Origin of the sequence: Aeromonas sp. R4-2 (assembly GCF_040908295.1) — a bacterium.
In the GTDB taxonomy this organism is placed as follows: Bacteria; Pseudomonadota; Gammaproteobacteria; order Enterobacterales; family Aeromonadaceae; genus Aeromonas; species Aeromonas veronii.
Genome location: NZ_JBFODL010000016.1, coordinates 172,223 through 197,042, shown reverse-complemented (window position 1 = coordinate 197,042; position 24,820 = coordinate 172,223). Strand labels below are relative to the sequence as shown.

24 protein-coding genes and 1 riboswitch are annotated in these 24,820 nt (G+C 61.3%); of the genes, 14 read left to right on the top strand and 10 right to left on the bottom strand.

Going from position 1 to position 24,820, the window contains the following annotated elements; all coding sequences use genetic code 11:
• Nucleotides 1-19: 19 nt before the first annotated feature.
• From AB5Y99_RS15740 to nudE, 3 genes are all read right to left on the bottom strand, one after another.
• Nucleotides 20-1,291 (bottom strand): aromatic amino acid transport family protein, encoded by a 1,272-nt coding sequence (locus tag AB5Y99_RS15740; RefSeq protein ID WP_128834888.1) that lies wholly within the window; start codon nt 1,289-1,291, stop codon nt 20-22.
• A 437-nt stretch (nt 1,292-1,728) separates the two neighbouring features.
• Nucleotides 1,729-2,541 carry a 3'(2'),5'-bisphosphate nucleotidase CysQ gene (gene cysQ / locus AB5Y99_RS15735; protein WP_005357849.1) on the bottom strand — a complete coding sequence of 271 codons (813 nt, stop codon included), beginning with the start codon at nt 2,539-2,541 and terminating at the stop codon, nt 1,729-1,731.
• A gap of 37 nt (nt 2,542-2,578) precedes the next feature.
• Complete coding sequence (nudE, locus tag AB5Y99_RS15730; RefSeq protein WP_058056503.1) at nt 2,579-3,187, bottom strand: ADP compounds hydrolase NudE; 609 nt, start codon at nt 3,185-3,187, stop codon at nt 2,579-2,581.
• Nucleotides 3,188-3,331: 144 nt separating this feature from the next.
• Between nudE and yrfG the strand changes: the two genes are divergently transcribed.
• The gene (gene yrfG, locus AB5Y99_RS15725) at nt 3,332-4,012 is read left to right on the top strand and encodes a GMP/IMP nucleotidase (RefSeq protein ID WP_058056502.1); all 681 of its coding nucleotides are present in this window, start codon (nt 3,332-3,334) and stop codon (nt 4,010-4,012) included.
• 68 nt (nt 4,013-4,080) lie between these two features.
• On the opposite strand, the gene AB5Y99_RS15720 is transcribed toward yrfG, so the two are convergent.
• The 4 genes from AB5Y99_RS15720 to AB5Y99_RS15705 all read right to left on the bottom strand — a co-directional run bounded on the left by AB5Y99_RS15720 (nt 4,081) and on the right by AB5Y99_RS15705 (nt 6,682).
• Complete coding sequence (locus tag AB5Y99_RS15720; RefSeq protein ID WP_040067337.1) at nt 4,081-4,293, bottom strand: hypothetical protein; 213 nt, start codon at nt 4,291-4,293, stop codon at nt 4,081-4,083.
• A 114-nt stretch (nt 4,294-4,407) separates the two neighbouring features.
• The gene (locus AB5Y99_RS15715) at nt 4,408-4,746 is read right to left on the bottom strand and encodes a DUF1294 domain-containing protein (protein ID WP_058056501.1); all 339 of its coding nucleotides are present in this window, start codon (nt 4,744-4,746) and stop codon (nt 4,408-4,410) included.
• Nucleotides 4,743-5,333, bottom strand: coding sequence for a sugar O-acetyltransferase (locus AB5Y99_RS15710; RefSeq protein ID WP_368210098.1), 591 nt, complete (start codon nt 5,331-5,333; stop codon nt 4,743-4,745). The genes AB5Y99_RS15715 and AB5Y99_RS15710 overlap by 4 nt, the downstream gene beginning before the upstream one ends.
• An 86-nt stretch (nt 5,334-5,419) precedes the next feature.
• On the bottom strand, nt 5,420-6,682 hold the full coding sequence (locus AB5Y99_RS15705; protein WP_368210097.1) for an MgtC/SapB family protein: 1,263 nt from the start codon (nt 6,680-6,682) through the stop codon (nt 5,420-5,422).
• A 217-nt stretch (nt 6,683-6,899) separates the two neighbouring features.
• Here AB5Y99_RS15705 and AB5Y99_RS15700 point away from each other — a divergent pair, with 217 nt between their 5' ends.
• The 11 genes from AB5Y99_RS15700 (at nt 6,900) to AB5Y99_RS15650 (ending at nt 17,095) form a co-directional block, all read left to right on the top strand.
• Complete coding sequence (locus tag AB5Y99_RS15700) at nt 6,900-7,901, top strand: sulfate ABC transporter substrate-binding protein (protein ID WP_201944712.1); 1,002 nt, start codon at nt 6,900-6,902, stop codon at nt 7,899-7,901.
• 56 nt (nt 7,902-7,957) lie between these two features.
• On the top strand, nt 7,958-8,539 hold the full coding sequence (locus AB5Y99_RS15695) for an RBBP9/YdeN family alpha/beta hydrolase (RefSeq protein WP_368210095.1): 582 nt from the start codon (nt 7,958-7,960) through the stop codon (nt 8,537-8,539).
• 252 nt (nt 8,540-8,791) lie between these two features.
• Nucleotides 8,792-9,631: a sulfate ABC transporter permease subunit CysT gene (gene cysT, locus AB5Y99_RS15690; protein ID WP_368210093.1), complete on the top strand. Its 840-nt coding sequence runs from the start codon at nt 8,792-8,794 to the stop codon at nt 9,629-9,631.
• Complete coding sequence (gene cysW / locus AB5Y99_RS15685) at nt 9,628-10,518, top strand: sulfate ABC transporter permease subunit CysW (RefSeq protein ID WP_043850030.1); 891 nt, start codon at nt 9,628-9,630, stop codon at nt 10,516-10,518. The genes cysT and cysW overlap by 4 nt, the downstream gene beginning before the upstream one ends.
• Before the next feature lie 23 nt (nt 10,519-10,541).
• The gene (locus AB5Y99_RS15680) at nt 10,542-11,609 is read left to right on the top strand and encodes a sulfate/molybdate ABC transporter ATP-binding protein (RefSeq protein WP_108613814.1); all 1,068 of its coding nucleotides are present in this window, start codon (nt 10,542-10,544) and stop codon (nt 11,607-11,609) included.
• A gap of 123 nt (nt 11,610-11,732) precedes the next feature.
• Nucleotides 11,733-12,680 carry an HTH-type transcriptional regulator Cbl gene (cbl, locus tag AB5Y99_RS15675; protein ID WP_216959546.1) on the top strand — a complete coding sequence of 316 codons (948 nt, stop codon included), beginning with the start codon at nt 11,733-11,735 and terminating at the stop codon, nt 12,678-12,680.
• A gap of 195 nt (nt 12,681-12,875) precedes the next feature.
• Nucleotides 12,876-14,087, top strand: coding sequence for a threonine synthase (locus tag AB5Y99_RS15670; RefSeq protein WP_368210091.1), 1,212 nt, complete (start codon nt 12,876-12,878; stop codon nt 14,085-14,087).
• Nucleotides 14,084-14,749 carry an amino acid ABC transporter permease gene (locus tag AB5Y99_RS15665; protein ID WP_040067357.1) on the top strand — a complete coding sequence of 222 codons (666 nt, stop codon included), beginning with the start codon at nt 14,084-14,086 and terminating at the stop codon, nt 14,747-14,749. The genes AB5Y99_RS15670 and AB5Y99_RS15665 overlap by 4 nt, the downstream gene beginning before the upstream one ends.
• Before the next feature lie 92 nt (nt 14,750-14,841).
• The gene (locus tag AB5Y99_RS15660) at nt 14,842-15,504 is read left to right on the top strand and encodes an amino acid ABC transporter permease (RefSeq protein ID WP_108613817.1); all 663 of its coding nucleotides are present in this window, start codon (nt 14,842-14,844) and stop codon (nt 15,502-15,504) included.
• Nucleotides 15,501-16,262 (top strand): amino acid ABC transporter ATP-binding protein, encoded by a 762-nt coding sequence (locus AB5Y99_RS15655; protein WP_236662430.1) that lies wholly within the window; start codon nt 15,501-15,503, stop codon nt 16,260-16,262. Before AB5Y99_RS15660 ends, AB5Y99_RS15655 begins: the two co-directional genes overlap by 4 nt.
• Complete coding sequence (locus AB5Y99_RS15650; protein ID WP_040067363.1) at nt 16,259-17,095, top strand: transporter substrate-binding domain-containing protein; 837 nt, start codon at nt 16,259-16,261, stop codon at nt 17,093-17,095. The genes AB5Y99_RS15655 and AB5Y99_RS15650 overlap by 4 nt, the downstream gene beginning before the upstream one ends.
• Nucleotides 17,096-17,245: 150 nt before the next feature.
• Here the strand turns inward: AB5Y99_RS15650 and gbpA are convergent, their stop codons facing one another.
• The gene (gene gbpA / locus AB5Y99_RS15645; protein WP_041209043.1) at nt 17,246-18,667 is read right to left on the bottom strand and encodes an N-acetylglucosamine-binding protein GbpA; all 1,422 of its coding nucleotides are present in this window, start codon (nt 18,665-18,667) and stop codon (nt 17,246-17,248) included.
• Between the two features lie 65 nt (nt 18,668-18,732).
• Nucleotides 18,733-18,818, bottom strand: a riboswitch (cyclic di-GMP riboswitch).
• 264 nt (nt 18,819-19,082) lie between these two features.
• A complete protein-coding gene (locus AB5Y99_RS15640; RefSeq protein ID WP_368210088.1) occupies nt 19,083-20,765 on the bottom strand; it encodes a methyl-accepting chemotaxis protein in 1,683 nt (560 codons plus the stop codon).
• Nucleotides 20,766-21,038: 273 nt separating this feature from the next.
• Between AB5Y99_RS15640 and AB5Y99_RS15635 the strand changes: the two genes are divergently transcribed.
• On the top strand, nt 21,039-22,904 hold the full coding sequence (locus AB5Y99_RS15635) for a M3 family metallopeptidase (RefSeq protein WP_323892794.1): 1,866 nt from the start codon (nt 21,039-21,041) through the stop codon (nt 22,902-22,904).
• An 81-nt stretch (nt 22,905-22,985) separates the two neighbouring features.
• Here the strand turns inward: AB5Y99_RS15635 and AB5Y99_RS15630 are convergent, their stop codons facing one another.
• Nucleotides 22,986-23,222, bottom strand: a complete 237-nt coding sequence (locus AB5Y99_RS15630; protein WP_323892791.1) for a hypothetical protein — start codon at nt 23,220-23,222, stop codon at nt 22,986-22,988.
• 308 nt (nt 23,223-23,530) lie between these two features.
• On the opposite strand from AB5Y99_RS15630, the gene AB5Y99_RS15625 reads away from it, so the two are divergent.
• Complete coding sequence (locus tag AB5Y99_RS15625) at nt 23,531-24,817, top strand: ferric reductase-like transmembrane domain-containing protein (protein WP_368210086.1); 1,287 nt, start codon at nt 23,531-23,533, stop codon at nt 24,815-24,817.
• The last annotated feature ends 3 nt before the right edge of the window (nt 24,818-24,820 follow it).

Genomic DNA, 24,820 nt, shown 5'->3' with positions numbered 1-24,820 from the left:
TGGTTTCTGCTGCGAGTCGTTACTTCAACAGGCTGAAGATCAGCGCCGATACCGCCAGCGAACCGGTCAGCAGGATAAAGCCGTTGGTCCAGCCGTGACGGAAGCGGGCCAGCGCCTCCACCTTGTAGATGGCAATCACCGGCATGATAAACAGGATCATGGCGATGACCGGGCCGGAGAGGGTCTCCATCAGTCCCAGAATGCCCGGGTTGATGACGGCGGCACCCCAGATGGCGAAGAACATCAGGGCGATACCCAGTTTGTCCGCCTTGGCCAGCGGCAGACCGGTGGGCTTGGCGATCAGGCTTTTCAGGCTTTCGCGGGCACCAAGGAAGTGGCCGAGGAAGGAGGAGCTGATGGCGATAAAGGCGATGAGTGGCCCCAGAGTCACGATCACCGGGTTGTCGGTGATGTTGGCGAGATAGGAGAGCACAGAGACGTTCTGGGCCTTGGCTTCGGCCAGCTGGGCTGGCGAGAGGCTCAGCACGCAGGAGAAGACGAAGAACAGCACGAAGCCCACCAGCATCACTGTGGTGTTGCGCAGGATCAGGCCGCTCTTGGCTTCTGCCTGCTCGCCATATTCACGACGCTGCACGTTGGCAAAGCCGGAGATGGCGGCGGCGTGGCTGAAAGCGAACACGGTGACCGGCAGTGCCAGCCAGACGGTATTGAGGAAGCTGACCCCCTCAAACGCGGTCACTTCCGGCCACTGCCACTGAGGGATCAGGTAGCAGGAGAGGGCCGCAAGAATGGCCGCCAGCGGATAGACCATAAAGGCGAAGGCGCGCAGCATCGCTTTCTCACCCGCCAGCATCACGGCGATCATGGCGAACACCAGCACGCCGGAGAGCATCACCCGATCCGGGGTCGCCATGCCGAGCTGGTTGACCATAAAGCTTTCCACCGTGTTGGTCAGCCCGACCCCGTAGATGAGCAGGATCGGGAAGATGGAGAGGAAGTAGAGCGCCGAGATGAGGCGACCGGCCATTTTGCCGAAATGCTCCTCTGCCACTTCGGTGAAGTCGGCGTGGGGGCGTGACGAGGAGAGCACGAAGCGCGCCAGCCCGCGGTGGGCGAGGAAGGTCATGGGGCCTGCCAGTACCGCGACGATAACGAGGGGCCAGATGCCGCCCAGACCCAGATTGATGGGCAGGAACAGGATGCCGGCGCCAACGGCGGTGCCAAACAGGCTGATAACCCAGTGGGTGTCGTGACGGCGCCAGCGGGTGGTGCTGGCAGTGGTGGAGCAGGAACCGGATAGCTCCTTGGTAGCCTCTACAGATAAACTCATTACTAATTCACTTTTTGTTAGTGTTTTAATCTGAGTTCATTGTGGTTTATCGGGATTTAATTCTCAAAAGGCGAGACTGAAACATATCACTGCCATTGCGGGGTTTAGCCAGCGAGATTGGGAATGGAATCTGGATCACAGAATGCAACAAAACTGACAATGGTTATTTTTGTGAAATATAAAACCAAAATTTGATCTTCACTCGTTTTTTTATTTTGGCTAATCAGGTGTTTTCAGAATTACGTGAAAAATCGCACCATTTCTCGCCGACCGATTGTGATGTTTCACTATCATTTTGCCGCTTTGCCAGCGTATCACGCTGTTCAAGAGCGCCTTGACCAGCGGATCACTCCGGTCATCACCCGGGGCAACTTCCCTGAAAAAGCAGGCGGCTATCGGGCCGCCTGCTTGTCTGGTGTGATGATATCGCTATCCGTCTAGTGGGCCAGAATGTTGCCCCAGGCGAGATCCGGATCCCCCATCACGATAAAGTCAGGGTTTTCCAGCGACTCGGTTTCGTTGTAACTGAGTGGCTGCAACGCCAGGCTGAGGATGCGGCCACCGGCCGCCTCGACGATGCACTGGGCGGCGGCGGTGTCCCACTCGCCGGTGGGGCCGAGCCGCACGTAGCAATCTGCCGCACCTTCCGCCACCAGACAGGATTTGAGGGAGCTGGAACCAAGCGGGATCAGCTCGTAGTTGATGGCCGGGTTGAGGCGGCGGGTGAGGTTCTCCAGCTTCTGGCGGCGGCTGATGGCTACTACCAGCGAGTCGGGCTGGTCATGCTCGTGATGCATGGCGCTGATGGGCAGTACCTCGCCATTCACCTCCTTGAAGGCGCCGTAGCCGCGCACCGCCCAGTAAAGCACGTTGGACTCGGGAGCGTAGATGACCCCGAGCACCGGCACATTGTCCCGCACCAGGGCGATCAGGGTGGCGAAGTCGCCGCTACCCGCGATGAACTCACCTGTACCGTCGAGAGGATCCACCAGCCAGTACTGCCGCCAGTTGGATCGCTGGCTGAAGGGGATGTCGGCCGCCTCTTCGGTCAGCACGGGAACGTGGGGAGTGAGCGCCGACAGTGCCTGTTTGAGGTAGGCATCGGCAGCAAGATCGGCACTGGTGACCGGGGTCGCATCCTCCTTCAGCTGACGCTCGAACTGACCGCCATGATAGATGTCGTGAAGGATCCTTCCGGCTTCGCGGGCAATCTCCTTGACCCCCGGCACCCAGGCCAACAACTCCTGCATCTCGTTATCCTCTGTCTGTTAACTGCCCGTCTGCGGGCTACTCTGCCTGCTCCGCCAGCCACTTCTGGGCCAAGAGCAGGGCACTGATGCTGCGCGACTCGGTGAAGTCGGGTCGCGCCAGCAATTCGTCGATCCGGTTGAGGGGCCAGGGGATCACCTCGAGGGGTTCAGGCTCGTCGCCGATCCGCTGCTCGGGGAAGAGATCCCGCGCCAGTAAAATGTCCATCCGACTGGAGAAGTAACCCGGTGCCAGCGACACCTGTTTGAGCAGGGTGAGGCTGTTGGCGCCAAAGCCCGCCTCCTCCATCAGCTCCCGGTTGCCAGCCTCGAAGGCATCTTCGCCCGGGTCGATCAGCCCTTTAGGGAAGCCCAGCTCGTAGGAGTGGGTGCCGGCGGCATATTCGCGCACCAGTAGCAGGGTCTGCTCATCGAACAGCGGCACCACCATGACGGCGCCACGATTGCCGCCGCGCATCCGCTCGTAGACCCGCTCTTCGCCGTTGGAGAATTTGAGGTGGAGGGACTCCACTCTGAACAGCCGACTCTCGGCCACGATATCGGCCTTGAGGATCTCCGGTTTGCTCTTGGGATGATCCAGTTGGTCGGCTGAGATGTGCTCGGGTTTGCTCTTGTGGGGGTCGCTCATCGGACGCTGGCTGCTCGTTAAAAAATCGTGCTTCAAGAGTAAACGACTCCCACACCGAACACCACGGGGCAGGGAGGGGAAAGGGGGAGGAAAAATCCGTTATACTGCCGCCCCGTTTTCCGAGATCCGCGATCAAGAGGCCCGATGTCACACTCCTGCTCCACCACCTTGCCCTGGCACCAGATAGATACCGTCTTGCTCGATATGGATGGCACCCTGATCGATCTGCATTTTGACAACCACCTCTGGCAGCAACTGGTGCCGGAGCGTTACGCCGAGCGGCTCGGTCTGCCGCTGGATGAAGCCAAAGCGCAGATCGATGTCCACTATCACGCCGTCAACGGTACCCTCAACTGGTACTGCGTGGATTACTGGAGCGAGACCCTGGGGCTCGATATTCGTGCCCTCAAGCAGGAGCTGCTGGCGAAGATCCAGTGGCGTCCCCACGCCATCCCCTTTCTGGCCGAGCTGCGCGCCGCGGGCAAGCAGCTGGTGCTTTTCACCAATGCCCACCCCGCCAGTCTGTCGGTGAAGGATGCGCAGCTGGGACTAAGCAACCATCTGGATCTGATGGTGAGTACCCACGAGCTGGGCTGGTCGAAGGAGAGCCAGCACTGCTGGCAGGCACTGGCACAGCAGCTGGCGTTCGATCCGGCCCGCACCCTGTTTGTGGATGATAGCGAGCGGATCCTGCGGGCTGCCGCCGACTATGGCATCGGCTATCAGCTGGCGATCCAGAATCCGGACAGCTGCAAGCCGGAGCAGAGCATCACCGCTTTTCCGGCGATCCGCGACTATGCCGAGTTGCTGCCGCTGGCAATCTGAGTCTGCTGAAACAAGAGAGGGCTGCATCGTGCAGCCCTCTCTGTATCTGAAACCTGGCGGTGAAAAAATCACAACTCCCGAAACGGGCGCCGTTTCTCCTCTTCGATGACGATCGCCTCCAGATTGGCGATCCGCTCCTGCAATTCTCTGATGATCATATCCTGCTTGCCGAGGCGGTCGGTGATGCGGGCATCCCCCATCTGATAGCGGGCCCGCTTGCCGAGATATCCGAACAATAGGCTGATAAATACGATCAGGACTATGCCTGTCCACATGGTCATGTCACGACTCCTTGTCGTCTATAAACGGCGAAAACGCTGATGAGGTCTGCTCTGTTTTCTCACAGCCGCCGGGCGGCCGCAATGGGGCCCATTGTCCCTTTGTGATGCAGTTGGCTATTGCTGCCAGAGTGGCCGGCCAAGCCAGAGCGCCCACAGGGTGAGGTGCAGCAGCACGATAAACCAGAAGACCAGCCGGTAGCTGCGCTTCTGGGTCTTGTGACGCAGCCACTGGCGGGCCACCAGAGCGCCCGGCCAGCCACCGCACAGCTCCAGCAGGTGAAGGCGGGATTCGGGAATGCGCCATTCACCGCGCACCGCCTGCCGCTTGTCCCAGGCGTAGGCGGCCACCGTGATCAGACTCATGGTGAGCAGCACTGCCAGCGGCCACCACTGCTGCTCGCCGAGGCCGAGCCAGAGGGCGGCGCCCAGTGGCAGCAGTGCCAGCGCCATCACTGGGCCAGCTCCCAGCAGCGCTCCTCATCCTGCTTGAGTTTGCGGATCACCTTGGCCGGATTGCCCACCGCCACCGAGTCGGCCGGGATGTCGCGAGTGACCACGGCGCCGGCGCCAATGATGGAGCGCGGCCCTATGGTGACGCCGGGGCAGATGATGGCGCCGCCGCCAATCCAACAGTCATCACCGATCCGTACCGGCTTGTTGTAGGCAGTCCAGTTGCGTCGTTCCAGATAGTTCATGGTGTGGGTGGCGGTGTAGATCTGCACGTTGGGGGCCAGCAGCACATTGCTGCCGATGTGTACTTCGCCCACGTCGAGAATGGTGACGTTGAAGTTGAAGAAGGTCTTCTCGCCGATATGGATGTTGCGGCCAAACTCGCAGGTAAACGGCGTGCTGATCCAGCAGGAGTCGGGGCAGTGGCCGAACAGCTCGCGGCAGATCTGCTGGCGCAGAGGGGCATCGCCTGCCGATGAACCATTGAGCCGGGCCAACAGCGCCTGACCGCGGATCCGGTCGTTCGCTATCTCCTCGCTCTGGCTATCCAGGGCCCCGCCTGCCAGTATCTTGTCCCAGTCGCTCGCCATTGCTACCTCCCCATGCTGCAAGAGCAGGCAGTATACGTGACTGTCAGGGGCGCCGTCAGTCTGTCACTTGTTGCAGGTGATCCCGGTCAACCTGCGGGCCAGACGAGGGGCAGGATCAGCAGGGCCGAGACGAAGTAGGGGAGCAGCACCCGCAGTCCCAGACTGCGACCACCGATGCCGAGAGCCAGCAGCCCCTTCACCAGCGAGTTGACCAGCCCGGCGAGCAGGATGCCGCGAGCGGCCACCTCCAGTGCCAGCTCTTTATGGGAGAGTTGGGAGAGCGACAAGGTGATGGCGTCCACGTCGGTGATCCCTGACACCAGCGCCAGCAGGTAGACCCCGGAGTTGCCCACCTTGCTCTGCAACAGGGTGGCCATAAAGCCGATCAGCGCCAGCAGCAGGCCGAACTTGATGGCGGTGGCCAGATCGAGCGGGTTGCTGGTTTCCGGCTGTACCGGGCTGTCGGTCAGCTCCTCGCGCTGGCGCCAGAACCAGAAGGCAAAGCCGTAGACAGTGGTGGCCAGCAGCAACAGGGGGGCGACGAGGCGCATCGCCAGTTCGCTGTGAATGAGCAGTACCAGCACCAGCAGCCGTAGCCACATGGTGGCCCCTGCTAGCAGGATGCCGGTAGCCAGCAGTCGCTCCAGCCCGCCCTGCTCCTTGTTGAGGCGAGCGAACTGCAGGGTGAGGGCGGTGGAGGAGGCCAGTCCCGCCAGTATGCTGGTGAGCACCAGCCCGGCGCGGGTGCCGAGCAGCCGCACCGCGAAGTGGCCACAAAACGAGATGCCGGCGATCACCACCACCATCAGCCAGATCTTGAATGGGTTGAAGGCATCGAGAGGACCCATCTCCTCGTTGGGCAGCACCGGCAGCAGCACCAGCGAGATAAGCAGAAAGCGCAAGGTAGCGTGGAACTCGGTTTCGCTCAAAAACAGCATCCCTTGCTGGATCTGCCCCTTCAAACCCATCAACAGGGCGGCCAGCACGGCGCAGGCCACCGCCTCGCTCGGGCTCAGCAGTACCGACATCAGCCCCAGCAGATAGGTGAGCAGCATAGCTACCGAACTGGTGAGGCCGAACTCCCCTTGCCAGCGCTGAGCCAGCCAGACCGAGAGGCCGCAGCCGATCACCACCGCCAGCAGGCCGAGCTGCGGCAGCCAGGGGCCCAGAGTCGGCAGCAGCAAACCGCATACCCCGCCGAGCAGGCCGATGAGGCCGTAGGTACGCATTCCGGCGATGCGCTGGTTATCCCCCAGCTGGCGCACCTGCCAGCCCCGCTCCAGTCCGATGATGAGGCCGATGGCCAGCGAGACCAGGGCTCCGTTGACCGGTTCTGCATTGATCCACATAACGACTTCCTTTTCGTCATCTGCCTGCCTTGTTCCCATGATGGCACAGCGAGCAAGGGGCCAGAGGGGCATGGCTCACAGAGTCTGCGTCCGGCTCCCGGTGCGGGTGGCTGAGTTGATATGAGCAAAAGAGATAAGCAAAGAGTTATTTCTTTCTTCTGGGCATAACAACTCCACGGCATGCTGTTCTCAACCCAACAAGATATGGAGTATCACCATGAAACTGCGAATGACCGCCCTGACCCTGCTCTCTCTGCTGGCATTTGGTCAGGCCAATGCCGCCGAGATCCGCCTGCTCAACGTCTCTTACGATCCGACCCGCGAGCTGTTTCAGGAGTACAACGCCGCCTTTGCCAAGGAGTGGAAGGCCAAAACCGGCGACGACGTGGTGGTGAGCCAGTCTCACGGTGGCTCCGGCAAGCAGGCCCGCGCCGTGGTGGATGGACTGGAGGCCGACGTGGTCTCGCTGGCGCTGGCCTACGATGTCAACGCAATCGCCAAGGCGGGGCTGACCGCTGCCGACTGGCAGAGCCGACTCGGCAACAACGCCTCGCCCTATACCTCCACCATTGTCTTCCTGGTGCGCAAGGGCAATCCCAAGCAGATCAAGGATTGGGATGATCTGGTGCGCAAGGATGTCGCCATCGTGACTCCCAATCCCAAGACCTCCGGCGGGGCACGCTGGAACTATCTGGCCGCCTGGGGCTATGCCCTGAAGAAGAGCGGCAGTGAAGAGGGGGCCAAGCAGTTTGTCGGCGATCTATTCAAGAACGTGAAGGTGCTGGACTCAGGCGCCCGCGGTGCCACCACCAGCTTTACCGAGCGCGGTCTCGGTGACGTGCTGCTGGCGTGGGAGAACGAAGCCCTGCTGGTGCTTGGTCAGGCGGGGGCCAGCGACAAGTTCGAGCTGGTGGTGCCTTCGGTCTCCATTCTGGCAGAGCCGCCGGTCGCGGTGGTGGACAAGGTGGCCAAGAAGCACGGTACCGAAGCGGTGGCCAAGGCCTATCTCGATTATCTCTACTCTGACGAGGGGCAGCATATCGTCACCAAACATCACTATCGCCCCAGCAACCCGGCGATCCTGAAGGAGACGGCAGCCCAGTTCCCGCAGCTTACCTTCTTTACCGTCAAGGATCTGGAAGGGGATTGGGAGAAAGCCCAGAAGAAACACTTCGCCCAGGGCGGTCTGTTTGACCAGATCTATCAGCCGGGTCGTTGATAGCTTCGTTATCCATCACTGAACTGGCCCCTGTGCCAGCCGATAGGAGCACCAAGATGAACAAGATCCTCCTGGTTCCCGGTCTGCACAACAGTGGGCCGGATCACTGGCAGAGCCGCTGGCACGATCATTTTCCCCAATGGCAGCGGATGACCGGGCTACCTTGGGACAAGCCGGACCTCAGGGTCTGGAGTGCCAAGCTGGCGAGCAAGCTGAAACGTCGCCGCAGCCGGGTCCATCTGGTGGCTCACTCTTTTGGCGCGCTGACTGCCATTGCGGCGGCCCGCTTGCAGCCGGAGAAGGTGGCCTCGATCTTTCTGGTGGCGCCCGCCGATCCCGCCCGTTTTGGCATTGCGGATGAGGCCTTGGCCGGGCCGCTGCAGGTGTCGGCCCAGCTGGTGGCCAGCCGCAATGATCCCTGGATGAGCTTTGAACGGGCCGAATACTGGAGCCGTCAGTGGCAGGTGCCGCTGTTCGATGCCGGTGAGGCGGGCCATATCAATGCCCAGTCAGGTCATGGGGACTGGCATCAGGGGTTGGAGCTGCTTGGCTCACTCTATCGCCGGGCCGAGCTGGTGGTTGCTCCGCAAGCGGCTTCGGCTATCAGAACTGTTGTTGTCTCTGCCATCGGCCCTTAACCAATGGCGGGATATGTTATCGGGTGAGCTGTTGCGAACCCTGCTCTTTGAATGTTGCGCTCCGTATTGCTCCATTTCTTAGGTCTTTTATTTATATAAAAGACCTTTTTTTATTTGGATCGCTCTAAAAGCCTTGTCCCACCGTTGTTAGACAAAAAAGTAATTAGCAAAGTCGCAAATGGTGTTTGTTGCTTAAAAGGAGAGTAAGCAGAATCGCTACATCTGATGTTTTTCATAACAAATGGAATCGTTATGCGATTTGGTTCTTACTCAGTCCTGCCGGGATTTGGCCCGACCCTCGGCTTTACTCTGCTCTATCTGGGCCTGCTGGTGCTGTTGCCGCTCTCGGCGCTGGTGCTGTTTGCCGCGAACAACCTCACGGCAGCCGAGTTCTGGCAGGTGATTGGTTCACCCCGGGTGCTCGCCTCCTTTCGCCTGAGCTTCGGGGCTGCCTTTGTCGCGGCGCTGCTCAACAGCCTGTTTGGCCTGATCCTGGCCTGGATCCTGGTGCGCTACACCTTCCCCAGTCGTCGACTGGTGGATGCGTTGATCGACCTGCCATTTGCCATGCCGACCGCCGTTTCCGGCATCGCCCTATGTGCCATTTTCGCCCCCAACGGCTGGATCGGCCATCTGCTGGCGCCGCTCGGCATCCAGCTCGCCTACAACCCCATCGGCGTCGTTATCGCCCTCACCTTTATCGGGCTGCCTTTTGTGGTGCGCACCCTGCAGCCGGTGCTGCGAGAGGCTGAGAGCGAGCAGGAGGAGGCCGCCGCCAGCCTCGGCGCCGATCGCTGGCAGACCTTTATCCACGTGCTCTGGCCGACCCTGATCCCGGCCCTGCTCACCGGCTTTGCGTTGGCGTTTGCCCGTGCAGTAGGGGAGTACGGCTCCGTCATCTTTATCGCCGGCAACCTGCCGATGGTCTCGGAAATCGCACCGCTGATGATCATGAGCCATCTGGAGGAGTACGACTATGCCGGCGCCTCTGCCATTGCCGTGGTGATGCTGCTGATCTCATTTATTTTGTTACTGCTAATCAACAAGTTGCAGGCCTGGAGCTGGTCTCGTATCGGAGGGAGCCGGATATGAACGCATCAACACTCGCCCTTGAAGTCGCCCCTGTGGAGGTTGCTCCCGTGCGCAAGGCACCTCCAGTGATCCGCGAACCCCAGTGGGTCAAATGGCTGCTCATCACGGTGGGTCTCGGCTGGTTTGCCGCCCTGTTGCTGCTGCCGTTGGCCACCGTCTTTATTCAGGCGCTGAGCCCTGGGCTGGCCTTCTTCTGGCACGCCATCAGCGAGCCGGATGCCCTGAGCGCCCTCGGTCTCACCGCACTGGTGACGTTCTGCGCCGTTCCACTCAATCTGCTGTTCGGGATCGCTGCGGCCTGGGCCATCGCCCGTTTCCGCTTCCCCGGTCGGCAACTGCTCATCACCATCATCGATCTGCCCTTCTCGGTGTCGCCGGTGATCGCCGGTCTGATGCTGGTGTTGATGTTCGGCAGCCGCGGCTGGTTCGGTGACTGGCTGAGCGAACATGACATCAAGATCATCTTCGCCACCCCGGGGATCATCCTGGCCACCACCTTCATTACCGTGCCCTTCGTGGTGCGCGAGCTGCTGCCCCAGATGGAGGCGCGTGGCCCGGAAGAGGAAGAGGCGGCCATCATGCTGGGGGCGAGCGGCCTGCAGATGTTCTGGCGCGTCACCCTGCCCGGCATTCGCTGGAGCCTGATGTACGGCCTGCTGCTCTGTACCGCCCGCGCGGTGGGGGAGTTTGGCGCGGTGTCGGTAGTTTCCGGTCATATTCGCGGCCAGACCAATACCCTGCCGCTGCATATCGAGATCCTCTACAACGAGTACCAGACCGGCGCCGCCTTTGCGGTGGCAAGCCTCTTGGCTCTGTTCGGGATCTTCACCCTGCTGGGTGAAACCTTGTTGGCCCGGCTGCGTGCCCAGCCCACCAAATCTCACTGAATCACCGTTTTAAAGAAGCAGCCATGAGCATTCAGGTTCAACAACTCAACAAGCATTTCAATCAGTACGCGGCGCTGGCAGACATCAACCTCGACTTTCACGACGGTGAGCTGGTGGCGCTGCTGGGCCCCTCCGGTTGTGGCAAGACCACCCTGCTGCGGATCATCGCCGGGCTGGAGCAGGCCGACAGCGGCAGCGTCATCATCCGGGGTGAGGACGCCTCGGATCTCCATGTGCGCGAGCGCAACGTCGGCTTCGTGTTCCAGCACTACGCCCTGTTTCGCCACATGACGGTGTTTGAGAACGTGGCGTTTGGCCTTAGGGTCAAACCGCGCAGCGAGCGCCCGGCCGAGGCAGCCATTCGAGCCCGGGTCAAGGAGCTGCTGGATCTGGTGCAACTCAGCCACGTGGCCGAGCGCTACCCGACCCAGCTCTCCGGCGGCCAGCGTCAGCGGGTCGCGCTGGCCCGCGCGCTGGCGGTGCAGCCCAAGGTGTTGCTCTTGGACGAGCCCTTCGGCGCCCTCGATGCGCAGGTGCGCAAGGAGCTGCGCCGCTGGCTGCGCGAGCTGCACGACGAGCTGCACGTCACCAGCCTGTTCGTGACTCACGATCAGGAGGAGGCGCTGGAGGTAGCTGATCGGGTGGTGCTGATGAACGCCGGACGGGTCGAGCAGATTGGCACCCCGGCCGAGGTCTATGACCAGCCCGCCAGCTCCTTCGTCCACAGCTTCCTTGGCAGCGTGAACCAGTTCCGCGGTCGGGTGGCGGAGCAGGGATTCGGTGTCGGCGAGCAGCTGCTCGGCGGGCCGTCGGCTTCTCATCTGGCCCACGGCAGTGCCGCCATCGCCTATGTCCGTCCCCATGAGCTGGAGATCTTGCCAGCCGATGCGCCGGGCGGGATCCGCGCCACCATTACCCGTCTGCTGCCCATGGGACCACGCATTAGGGTGGAGCTGCGTGGCGATGGAGAGACCAAAGGGGCCCACTACGAGGCGGAGCTGACCAAGGAGGCGGCCAAGCTGTTTGTCCCGGGTCAGGGGGTGAAGCTGGTGGCCAGACAGGCGCAGTTCTATCCCGATTATCAGATTTGATGCTGTGTTGCGGGCGGTGTGGCCGCCCGGTTCAGGCGCTCTGCCGGGGCATGATCCGGCCAAATAACAAAAATGAGAGGGGCGAGCAGATTGTGTCGCCCACTCTTCGCAGGAGGCGACAAGGTGAATTTTCAGCAGTTACGCATTATCCGGGAGGCAGCGCGGCGGGATTACAACCTGACCGAGGTGGCCAACGCCCTTTTTACCTCGCAATCCGGGGTTAGTCGCCATATCCGCGAGCTGGAAGAGGAGCTCGGTATCGAACTTTTTATACGCTACGGCAAGCGGCTGCTCGGTATGACCGAGCCTGGCAAGGAGCTGCTGGTGATTGCCGAGCGCATTCTCAATGACGCCAACAACATCCGCAAACTGGCCAGCACCTTTGCCAACCGCGACTCGGGCCGCTTGCTGGTGGCGACCACCCATACCCAGGCCCGCTATGCCCTGCCGCGGGTGGTGAAGGCGTTTCGCGAGCAGTTTCCGCTGGTACAGCTGGAGCTGCGTCAGGGCAGCCCGGAGGAGATAGTGCGGCTGGTGCAGACCGGCGAGGTGGATATCGGCATCAGCAGCGAGCAGCTCGACAAGAGCGAAGGGGTGGTGGCATTTCCCTACTACCGCTGGCACCACAATATCGTGGTGCCCGAGCAACATCCACTGGCTGGTGAGCGGGAGCTGACGCTGGCGGCGCTGGCCAACTGGCCCATCGTCACCTATCAAGCCGGGTTGACCGGGCGGGTGCGCGTGGATGAAGCCTTTGCTGCGGCTGGCATCGAGCCACAGATCCTGCTGACGGCGCAGGACTCCGATGTCATCAAGACCTATGTCGAGCTGGAGATGGGGGTCGGCATACTGGCCGACATGGCGTTCGACGCACAGCGCGATCAGGGGCTGGTACAGCTTGATGGCAGCCATCTGTTTGCCCCCCATACCGCCTGGATTGGCCTCAAGCAGGGGCAGTTCCAGCACAACTTTGCCTGGCAGTTTATCCAGCTCTGCAACCCCGAGCTGGCGCTGGCGGATATTCAGGCTCGCGCCATGGGCAGCGAGCCTGCCCTCGACTTCCAGATTTGAATCGGAAGAGAAGAGCAGAAGGGGAGCCAATGGCTCCCCTTCTTTATTGCCGGCAGATGAGATTGCCAGCGAAAACAGACGGCTTCATATGAATTTTTTCACTTAGGTTTGCCAGTTAATTTTGTTTGTTATCCGGTACTTGGATTGCAGGATGGAATAAGTGACTGACCAAAGTCGATCCATTCAGGATAAAGCATGCCGTATAGCTACCTATCACATCTGCGTTGCAGCAAGAGTGGCGAGATCCATGATGCCGACCAGCCCTGGCAACTGAGCCGGGCAGGTGCGCCACTGCTGGCCAGCTACGATCTCGATGCGCTGAAGCGAGCATGGCACCCGGCGGCATTGCTGGGGCGCCCGGCCAGCCTGTGGCGTTATCACGAGTTGCTGCCGGTTCGGGATCCCGCCCACGTTGTGACGCTGGGGGAGGGATTCACCCCACTGCTACGGCTGCCTACGCTGGGCAAGCAGATCGGTATTCCGGATCTCTGGATGAAGGATGAGAGCGTCATCCCCACCGGCTCCTTCAAGGCTCGTGGTGCAGCGGTGGGCATCTCCCGCGCGCGTGAACTCGGCGTCACTCACTTCGCCATGCCGACCAACGGCAACGCAGGGGCTGCATGGGCGCTCTACGGTGCCCGTGCCGGACTGCGCAGCACCATCGTTATGCCGCAGGCTGCCCCCGCCATCACTCGACTGGAGACCTCTCTCGCCGGTTCCCGTCTCTATCTGGTGGATGGCCTTATCAGCGACGCCGGTCGTCAGGTGGCGCAGGCGGTAGCGGAGCAATCCCTGTTTGACGCCTCAACCCTGAAGGAGCCCTACCGGATTGAGGGCAAGAAGACCATGGGGCTGGAGATTGCCGAACAGCTGGGCTGGACCCTGCCGGATGTGATCATCTATCCGACCGGTGGCGGGGTCGGCCTCATCGGTATCTACAAGGCGCTGCGCGAGCTGCAGGAGCTGGGCTGGGTCAAGGGCGCGTTGCCCAGACTGGTCGCGGTACAGGCGAGTGGCTGCGCGCCCATTGTGCAGGCGTGGCAACAGAGAGCCACCGAATCGAGCTTCTGGCCCGACTCCCAAACGCTGGCGTTCGGCATCAATGTACCCAAGGCACTGGGAGATTTTCTGGTGCTGGACGCCCTCTATCGCACCGAGGGTTGCGCCATCGCGGTGGATGACAAGGCCATCCAGAGCGAGATCCGCCAGCTTGCCTCTCGCGAAGGCAGTTTTGTCTGCCCTGAGGGGGCCGCCGCGTTTGCTGCTGCTCGTCAACTGCGCGAGGCTGGCTGGATCCGTGGGGGAGAGCAGGTCGTGGTGCTCAATACCGGTACCGGCATCAAGTACCCGGATGCGATCACTGTCCTGCCCCAGCGTCTGCAGCGTGACGGGAGGATCCCGGCATGAATCTGGATCTGCCCTTCATCCTCACGACGCTGCCCGCCTTCGGTAAGGCGGTCTGGGTCACCTTGCAGCTGGGAACCATAGTGATCCTCACTTCGCTGGCGGTCGCCCTGCTCAACGTCGCTCTGTTGAGCCTGCACAAGCGGCCGCTCAGCGCCCTGATCCGCGGATATGTCGAGCTGGCCCGCAACACGCCGCTGCTGATCCAGCTCTTCTTCCTCTATTTCGGGCTGCCTGCGCTCGGCTTGTCGCTCTCCGGGTTTACCACCGCGGTGATTGCCATGACCTTCCTCGGCGGTGGTTATCTGACCGAGGCGCTGCGGGCAGGCATTCAGGCGGTGCCCGCCAGTCAGCTGGAGGCTGGCAGGGCTATCGGCCTCTCCCGCTGGCAACTGCTGCGCCACGTGCAGTTGCCCCAGGCCTGGCTCGCCAGCCTGCCGGCGCTGTTTGCCAACTTCATCTTTCTGCTCAAAGAGACAACCGTGGCTTCGGCGGTGGCAGTGCCAGAGCTGCTCTACACCACCAAGAATTACATCGCCCTCTACTACAAGACCTACGAGATGCTGGCGGTGCTGACCTTGATGTGCGTGCTGATCTTTCTGCCGCTCTCCCTCGCTCTGCGCGTCGTTGAAAGGAGGCTGCAACATGGTCAGTTCGGTCACTGAATCGCTAATGCAGGCGAGGATCCCGATGTGGGTACTTATCTTCCAGCTGCCACCGTCTCTCGCCACCGGGGCGCAGGAAAGGAGGGCTCAATATGGCCAGTTCGATCTCTGAACAGCTGACGCAGGCGCTGCCACTGCTGGCGGTGGGCGCGGGTCAGACCCTCGCCATCTCGCTGCTGGCCATCCTGTTTGCCACCCTCGGCGGTGTCGCTTACGGCGTACTGGCACAACAGGGCGGCCGGTTGGTACGGGGGTTGCTGCGGCTTTATCTCGAGCTGTTTCGGGTGGTGCCGGTGCTGGTGTGGCTCTATCTCTTTTTCTTCGGGTTGCCGATCTTTTTCGGCCTCGATATTCCGGCCTTCTGGTGCGCTGTGCTGGTACTCGCCCTCTGGGGCGCCAGCGAGGTGGGAGAGGTGGTGCGCGGTGGCCTCAACTCCCTCGCCCGTGGTCAGCAGGAGGCCGGCTTGGCGCTCGGGCTCTCGACCTGGCAGCTCTATCGCCATGTGTTGCTGCCACAGGCGTTGCAGCGGCTGACGCCGCCGACCATCAACATCTACACCCGCATTATCAAGACCAGTTCGCTGGCGGTGCTGATCGGGGTGGTGGAAGTGATCAAGGTGGGCCAGCAGATCATCGAGCGCACCTATGGCTCGCTGCTTATTTACGGTCTGCTGTTTCTGTTCTTTTTTCTGGTCTGCTATCCGCTCTCGCTCGCCTCGCGCCGGCTGGAGCAACAATGGGGTAATGCGGTATGACACCTCTGCTTGAACTCGGTTCTGTCAGTAAACAGTTCGGCCCGAATCTGGTGCTGGATCGGATCAGCCTCAGCGTGCGCGCCGGGGAGGTGATCGTCATCCTGGGGCCAAGTGGTTGTGGCAAGAGCACCTTGCTGCGCACTCTCAACGGGCTCGAACCCATTCAGGGGGGCGAGATCCGCTTCGATGGTGTGTTGCTGGATGGTGCCACCGACTGGCAGCGGGTGCGCCAGCGGATCGGCATGGTGTTCCAGAGCTATCACCTCTTCCCCAACCTGACGGTGCTGGAAAATGTGCTGCTTGGCCCCCAGCAGGTGCAAAAGCGGGAGCGGGCAGAGGCGCTGCTGCAAGCCGAGCAGCTGCTGACCCGCATCGGCCTGTGGGAGCGGCGCCATGACTATCCGCGCCAGCTCTCCGGTGGTCAGCAGCAGCGTATCGCTATCGTGCGGGCGCTGTGCATGAACCCGCAGGTGATGCTGTTTGACGAGGTGACCGCTGCGCTGGATCCCGAGATGGTGCAGGAGGTGCTGGAGGTGATCCGCGATCTCGCCGGCAGCGGCATGACCCTGCTCATCGTCACCCACGAGCTGGCCTTCGCCCGGGCGGTGGCTGATCGCATCGTCTTCATGGATGGCGGCCACATTCTGGAGCAGGCCGCGCCCCACCAATTTTTCGACAATCCCAGGAGCCAGCGTGCGCGCCAGTTCCTCGCCAAGTTTTCTTATACAAATGTCATCAAACGAAAGGAGTCAGCATGAAAAAAATCACCTCGGTTCTGCTTAGTGCCTTATTGGGACTGGGTATCGCCAGCGGCGCTGCCCATGCGGCAGACGGTTCTCTCGACAAGATCAAGGCGCGGGACAAGCTCATCGTCGGCGTCTTCACCGATAAACCGCCGTTTGGCTACGTGGACGAGAAGGGGAACTACGTCGGTTTTGACACCGATCTCGGCCGCCGCTTCGCCAAGGATCTGCTGGGGGACGAGAACAAGATCGAGTTCGTGGCGGTGGAGCCTGCCAGTCGCATCCCCTTCCTGCAGAGCGACAAGGTGGATCTGATCCTCGCCAATATGACGGTGACCCCGGAGCGGCGTGAGGTGGTGGATTTCACCAACCCGAACCTGCGAGTGGCGGTACAGGTGCTGGTACCGGAAGGGAGTCCGGCCAAGAAGCTCGATGATCTGGCCAGCAAGACCCTGATCGTGACCACCGGCACCACGGCCGACATCTGGCTGACCCGTAACCACCCGGAGTGGAAGGTACTCAAGTTCGAGAAGAACACCGAATCTTTGCAGGCGCTGGCGCAGGGCCGTGGCGATGCCTACGCCCAGGACAACCTGGTACTGTTCAGCTGGGCCAAGGAGAACCCGGGCTATCGGGTACTGCCCGAAAAACTGGGCTCGGAAGATCCCATCGCCCCGGCGGTGAAGAAGGGCAATATCGAGCTGCGTGACTGGGTCAACGACCGTCTCGCCAAGCTGGGTGAGGAGAAGTACCTGCTGAAACTCTATGACCAGTATGTGCGTGACAAGCTGAGCCCTGATACCGATCCGAATGATGTGATCGTCGAAGGAGGAAAATGGCAGGGTTAATGGACAAACCCTGTTTTGAAGAGTGTGTTGAGTGTGTGAAGTAAGTGAAGAGTGAGGTCTTGGTTCCGTTGGTATGCAAACCGCAAGGTTTGATTTTTCCGGGCGTCCCCTGCTAGAGAGGACGCCCTTTTTTATGTGCCCAAGCGTGGGTTAGTGCACTTCATCCCACGCCATCTGCCAGTGGGAGCCGATGCCCGGCTCGTACTGGGTGGCGGTGGTGGTCCACTGCTGGCAGTAGCCGCTGTAGGGGAAGGGCTTGCACTGATAGACCTTGCCATTTTTCGGCTGCTGCACCTTGGTGCCGGCGGCATAGGATTTGAGCGAGTTCGGGAAGACGAAGTCGTATTCGACGCTGCTCTGCTCCTTGAACATCAGATCCATGGTCTGCTGGATGGTCTCGCCGCCCGCTTTCGGGGTGGCCTTGATCACCAGCTGGTGGTGACCAGCCTTGAGACCTTCCAGCGCCATGGTGAAGGTGTGGCTGCTGTCCCTGATGTCGGCACTGCTTTCACCCTTGGCGACGCCGCCGTGGTCATAGAGGGTGTTGGTGACGGCCAGATCGCCCTGTGCGGTGACTGTGAAATCGAGGATTGCCTTGCCGTTGTCCAGCACATAGTCGCTGGCCAGACCGCTGACGCTGATGCTGTCCACTACCGGCGGCTGCAGCTGTTGCAGATCAATCTCGACTCGATCCAGTTTGCTGTCTCGATGCAGATAGACGGGGTTCATACCGTAGACCGGATTGAACTGGCCATCGGCTCCTTGCTGACCGGCGCGGATCAGGCTCTGCTCGGCGTTGATCTTGCTGGCGAGTGCATGGGCCCAGCTGTTCTTCTGGCCCTGGTCGGCGGTGGTGATGGTCAGTACGGTCTGCAGATCGGGGCGCTCGCCGTTGGCATCAAATACCCGGGTCATCGCCTTGTCACCCACTGCGAGATCGATGGAGGGGTAGATGGTGCCTGCCTGACTCCACTCCAGCGGTGGCTGGCTGCCATCTTTGAACTTGGCATCGATGATGTTGTAGAAGCTGTTGCTGGTGTCGCCCACTTCCCACACGCCGAGGATCACCTGATAACCGGTGCGCTCCGGCAGCACGCACTGATGGGTCATCTCCTTGGGTGGCTGCACCATGTTGCCGTCGATGACGCAGAAGGGAGTCAGATCAAACGAGGCGCGGGTGAGCGGCTGGTTGGGGTTCCAGTCCTGCTTGGTGAGGTAGTAGCGCCAGTTGCGGGTGACATGGTTGGCGGTAAAGGTCCAGCTGATGGCGAAGGGGCCGGGCTGTACTTCACGCTTGGTCCAGCGGTCGCTGGTCTGGATGTTCAGCTCGCTCCAGCGCGGGCTGCCCGCCGAGGCGATTTGACCATCCTGCGGGCCGGTTTGCGGGAAGCCTGAGGGGCCCTCCACGCTCTGGGGCTCCCACTGCACGCCGCCACACTGGCTGTTGCCACCGGTTTTGCACAGGTAGTTGCGGCTCTCGGGCTGGCTGATGTAGCCGTGGGCCAGGGCGCTGCCGCTGGCCAGCAGGGCCAGCATCGCCGCGATGTGATTGAGTTGGATTTTTGCTGCCATACATTCCTCTGTTCGATAGATGTGGGCAGTCAGTTGGCCGGGGAGTTCCCCGATGCACACTTGCGTGTGGCAACCCCGCTATCCTGGACAAAACGTCTGTAGACCGGAGGCTTTGCGTCCCGACCTTTCGGTCAGTTTGCCAAATGACTAGATGGTTAGTGATGGGCCAAATGTTCGGCCATCACCATTGTGCACCGCATTGATTAATTATTTGAAGTTAAATGTTTAAATGCACCGTTCAACGGCACATGGATCATTCTAACTGACTGTTTTTAAATTGTTCTCTTATCTGTGAATGGCGTCGAATGCCGTTGAATATGCCGATAAGGTGCATGCTGATTGCGTGTTGTTGGCGTAAAAAAACCTGCCAGCTTGGCTGGCAGGTCGGGTGACAAGGCGACACAGATTGACGCCATCAATGACGGGCGCGCTGTTCTCCTGAGGGGGGAGATGCGGGAGCCATCATTGGCGCAGTGGAGGACTCCTTGCCCAGTTTGAACACCGCAAGCCGCTCATCCAGGCTGCGGGAGAGGCCGGCCAGCAGCTCGCTCTCCTGCGCCAGTTGCGAGGCGGACTGGGACATCTCCAGCGCCGAGTCGTTGATGCCGCTGACGTTGCGGTTCATATCCTCGGCCACCATGCTCTGCTGCTCGGCGGCGGTGGCGATCTGGGTTGCCATGTCGCTCACATGCTGGATATGGTTGACGATCAGGGTGAGATCCTGCCCCGCCTGCTGGGACTGGTTGACGCTGCTCTCTGCCAGTTTGCGGCTGGTATCCATGGCGTTGGCGGCGGTGACGGCCCGTTGCTGCAGCTGGGCAATGGTGCTCTGGATCTCTTCGGTGGATTGGCGAGTGCGGCTGGCCAGCTGGCGCACCTCGTCGGCCACCACGGCAAAGCCGCGGCCCTGCTCACCGGCACGGGCTGCCTCGATGGCGGCGTTGAGGGCCAGCAGGTTGGTCTGCTCCGAAATGGCGCTGATGACGGCGGTCACTTCGCTGATCTGCATTACCCCCTCCTTGAGCTGGTTGACCTGCTGGGTGGCCTGCTCCACCTCGGTGGCCAGCGCCTTGATGCCGTGCACGCTGGCGTGAACGTCGCGGTTGCCGAGCCCGGCTTCTCCGGTCGCTTCCTGGGTATCCCGCGCGGTATTTTCGGCGTGTCCGGCCACATCGGAGATGGTGGCGCTCATCTCGTTCATGGCGGTCGCGAGCTGGGCCAGCTGATCCCGCTGGCTGGTCACCGCCTGATTGGTCTGCTCGGCAGAGGCGGCGATGCGCAGGGCGGCATCCGCCACGTTGCGGGCCCCCTGGCTGGCCTCCAGCAGGGCGTGACGGATGGCATCGAGACTCTGGTTGGTACAGTGGGCGACCACTCCCAGCTCATCCTTGCCCTGTACCGGGATGCTTACCACCAGATCCCCCTTGGCGACCCGCTGCATGGCGTGGTTGATCTGACTGAGGGGGGAGACGATGGAGTGGGTGATGCGCCAGCCCAGCAGCCCCATCAGCAGGATCACGATGGCGGTGGCGGTCCCCATCTTCATGTATTGGGCCCAGATGGTCTGGTGGATGTCCTGCAGCAGCATGCCGGAACCGAGGATCCAGCCCCAGGGCTGATAGCCGGATACCATAGAGAGCTTGTCGGCGGTTTCACCCGACGGGCCGACCCACACATATTGCAGAGTGCCCTGTTTGCCCCCTTTGGCGATATCCACCATCTGATACCAGAACTGCCCGGCGGTAGCGGCGCCTCCTTCACCCATCTTCTGGCCGACCAGTTCGGGACGGATGGGGTGAACCACCATGGTGCGGTTCTCGTCGATGACGAACAAGTAGTTGTTGCCATCAAAGCGGGTGTTGGTCAGCAGCTTGCGCGCCTCCTGCTGGGCCTGCTCTGCCGGCAGGGTACTGGCCAGAAACTGGATCTGGCTCATGGCCTGCTCTAGTACCGCATTGAGCCGCGCCTCTCGCTCGCTCATCAGATTGCGCTGGAGCGCGTTGGCTGAGATAAGCAGCAGCGAGACAAAACCGACAAACGCCAGTGCGAGCAGCAAAATCAATTTGCGGCTCACGGTAATATCACCGAGCTTGAACATGACTAAACCCTCATTTCCCTGTTGATTTTATGTGGCTCTGTACCGCGGCAGCCAGTTCGTAAGAGTTAACAACTCATTTACTTTCAGTCTCTTGCTGAGCTTTCTCAAATGAGCGTTTTAACATCAGTATAGTCAGCAGAGGTTACAGCCCGCTTTCGGGTAGCATGTTGAAAAGGGTTTCTTCGCACGATTTGCCGAAAAATGTGAATAGCTTGGCATTTCACCAACCAGAACAGGGGCCATCCGGAGCGCTCCTGCGACAAGAGGGAATTTATGAGTTCGATTGCCAGAGAGTATTTTGACCAGCTCAATCGCGACTATCTGCAGGTTCACAGATGCAAGGAGGATCTGTTCTGGGCCACCTACATGGGCACCAGCGACGATCAGGCCGGGTTTACCGCAGCCGAGCAGGCCTACAAGGCCTTTTGCGCCAATCCGGAGCGGTTGCCGGAACTGCGCAAGATGCACGCCCTTGCCGAAGATGAGGAGTTAAAACGGGGTCTGGCGGGCTGGATCGCCTTCTTCGAGTGCAACGTCATCGAGGATCCCGCTGCCGCCGCCCTGATGGATCAGCTGGTAGCTGCCGAGGCGGACCTGTTTGCCCGCCGCAAAGGTCTGAAACTGACCCTGCTGGATGAGCAGGGCCAGCAGGTCGCAGGCAGCCTGCCCGCCGCCAGCACCTCGCTGGCCGCCAGCCCGAACGAGGCGGTGCGCCAAAGCGCCATCGCCATGTTCCACACCCTTGAGCAGTGGGTGGTCGGCAACGGTTTTCTCGAGGTGGTGGCGCTGCGCAACCGCTTTGCCCGCGCCATGGGCTATCGCGACTACTTCGCCTACAAGGTGCGCAAGAACGAACAGATGAGCCCGGAGCAGCTGTTCGCCATCCTCGATGACTTCATCGCCCGCACCGACGCCCGGTTGCAGCAGAGTCTGGTCGAACTTAAAGCGGCCAAAGGGGAGGCGGCCCTGTTGTCACACAACCTGCGTTACTTCGTCAGTGGCGATGTGACCCGCCAGCTCGACCCCTATGTGCCCTTCTCGCGGGCACTGCGGGACTGGGTCGAGAGCTTCCGCCGGCTCGGCATCCAGTATCGCGGTGCGACCCTCACCCTGGACTTGCTGACCCGGGAGGGGAAATACGAGAACGGCTTCTGCCACGGCCCGGTACCGAGCTTCTTCCAGCAGGGTGAGTGGATACCTGCTGTGGTCAACTTCACCAGCCTGGCCGATCCGGCGCAGGTGGGCAGCGGCTGGAGTGGCCTCAATACCCTGTTCCACGAGGGGGGCCACGCTGCGCACTTTGCCAATGTCACCGGCAACGCCCCCTGCTTCTCCCAGGAGTTCCCGCCAACTTCCATGGCTTATGCCGAGACCCAGTCGATGTTCTGCGACAGCCTGCTGGACGATGCCGACTGGCTCAAACGCTACGCCAGAAATGCGGCAGGAGGGGCGATCCCCGATGCGCTTATCAAGGAGATGATCGAAGCTCGTCAGCCGTTTCGCGCTTTTCACGAACGCCAGATCGCGCTGGTGGCCTACTTCGAGCGGGATCTCTACGCCATGGATGAGGCTGAACGCACTCCCGAGGCTGTGCTGGCTCTGGCCCGCAAGTGGGAGCGCAAGATCCTCGGGGTCGAGAGCCCGCGCCCGTTGCTGGCCATTCCGCACCTCCTTAATCAGGAGTCGGCCTGCGCCTATCACGGCTACCTGCTGGCGCTGATGGCGGTGGAGCAGACCCGCGCTTACTTCCTCAAGCGTGATGGCTACCTCACCGACAACCCGCGCATCGGGCCGGATCTGGCTGCCCACTACTGGGGGCCGGGCAATGGCATGACTCATGATGAGACCTTGCGGAGCCTGACCGGTGAAGGCTTCAGTGCCGTGCCGCTGGCCGAGGCGTGCAACCTGAGCGCCGCCGAAGCGTGGCAACAGGCGCAAGCCTGCATGGCCGCCGCGCAGCAGCGCCCCGCGGTGGGTGAGGAAAGCCCGCTCGATGCCCATATCCGGGTGGTACACGGCGCCGAGCTTATCGCCGACAACAGCGAGTCGGAGGCGCGCATGTTGGCCGATTTCGAGGCGTGGATTACCCAGCGCTACTTTGCTGGAGATGTCAGAGAGGAGCTGAGCTGCGTGCAGTAAGTGACGTGATGAAGGCAGGCTTGATATGAATAGGCTATTGGCAGGAGGGGCGACCTTCCTGCCATTCTTTTTTTTCATTATTCACGATTCATCAATGACTTTATTTCCGCAATTTTCACAGATGGCATGTCGTTCAAAGCGATCCATGTTGGCCAGAAAGGGGCCGGCGGCCCAGCCGGTAATGCAGTCTTTGATAAATGCAGTGCGCTTTTGCTCTGGTTTCACCTCTTTTCCATAGGATTTGTCGACCAGCACCACGACATGGTTGGTCTCGCGCTGACAACTCAGGCAGTAGCGTTGTTCGGTGGATGAAAGCAAGGGGGATCTCCTTGTCCAGAAGAGTGGGCAGCAGGTTGTTCGCCGCAGATATGTAACGTCCCCATTTGATTCCTTTTGCTGGCAGATCGTCAATCACAGCGGAGGCGAATTGTGCGCCATCTCCTGTGAAAAGGGGCGAGCCAACAAGGGTGATCATGAGGGGCCAGTCGGCCCCTCTTTTGTTTCCGTTTGTCACACATTGCCACACAAGCTTCCCCCTCTGGCAAAGTCTTGTGACCGGACGGGTGTGCAATGGTGCCATGAGCAGGGAGATGAGGCCCTGCCGCGATGGAACCAGGGAGCATGTTATGACGAATAAATGGATGTGGTGGCTGTTGCCGCTGCTGGCGGTCGGGGTCTGGTGGCTCGGTTATGCGGGGGATGCCAACGGGGTGTGGCCCTGGCGCCATGAGATGTTGCTGCTGACGGGCCTACTGGGGATGACCTATATGGTCATTTCGCTGTTGCTGGCGTTGCGCCTGCCGCAGTTGGAGGTGTGGTGTGGCGGTCTGGACCGGATGTTGCGATGGCACCGCCAGACGGCCATCGGTGGCGCATTGGCGCTGACCGCCCACTGGCTGGTGGTGGAGGCGCCCAAGTGGGCGGTCTCGGCGGGTTTACTGAGTCGTCCCGCGCGGCGTGGGGCCAGCGGTGCTGGGGCTGGCAATGACATCTCGCTCCATGCCCTTGGCAATACCCTGGGGGAGTGGAGTTTCTATCTGCTGATCGCGCTGGTGGTGGTGAGCTTGCTGGCGCTGGTGAGTTATGGCCGCTTTCGGCTGATCCACCGGCTGGCCCCGCTCATCTATCTGGCGGGCTGGTGTCATGGGCTCTGCCTGTTGCCTCAGGTGGGGGCCATGACCCCGGTGGGGGTATCAGTCTGGCTGGTTGGCGGGATCGGCGCTATCGGGGCCCTCTACTCCCTGCTGGGGCAAGTGGGGGCGCGGGATCGCCATCCGAGCTGGGTCATTGCGGTGCGGGCGCTGGCGGATCACACCTGCGAGCTGACCATGCAGCTGGAGCTGCCGCTCGCCCATTACCGCCCGGGCCAGTTTGCCTTCTTCGAGTTTGACGCCAAGGAGGGGCCGCACCCCTTTACCCTAGTGCGGGTGTCAGCGGATCGGCGCCAGTTGGTGATCGCGGTGCGGGCGCTCGGGGATCATACCCGTCAGCTGGTGGCAGAGGCGCGCGCCGGGGATGGAGTGGTGGTGACCGGGCCCTATGGCGCCTTTGTCGCCCCGCAAGGGGGAGGTAGAGCCCTCTGGCTGGGGGCCGGGATAGGTATCACGCCGTTCGTCTCCTGGCTGGAGGGGCTGGCTGACCGTGGGGAGCGGGGCGAGGGGATCACCCTGATCCAGTGCGCGCCGGATCTGGCGGGCGCCGTCTACCACCAGCGGTTGGCCGAGCTCTGTCATCGCACCGGTGTACGCTACCTGCTGCATCTGGACAAGGCGGCCGGGCGGCTGGATCTGGCCCGCATCGCGCAGGATGCGCCCGAGCAGGTGTGGTTTTGCGGGCCGGAGGGGATGGCAGATGCCCTGACCCGGCTGTTGCCGGACGGGCATCTGCATCGCGAGCTGTTTCGCTTTCGTTGAGCG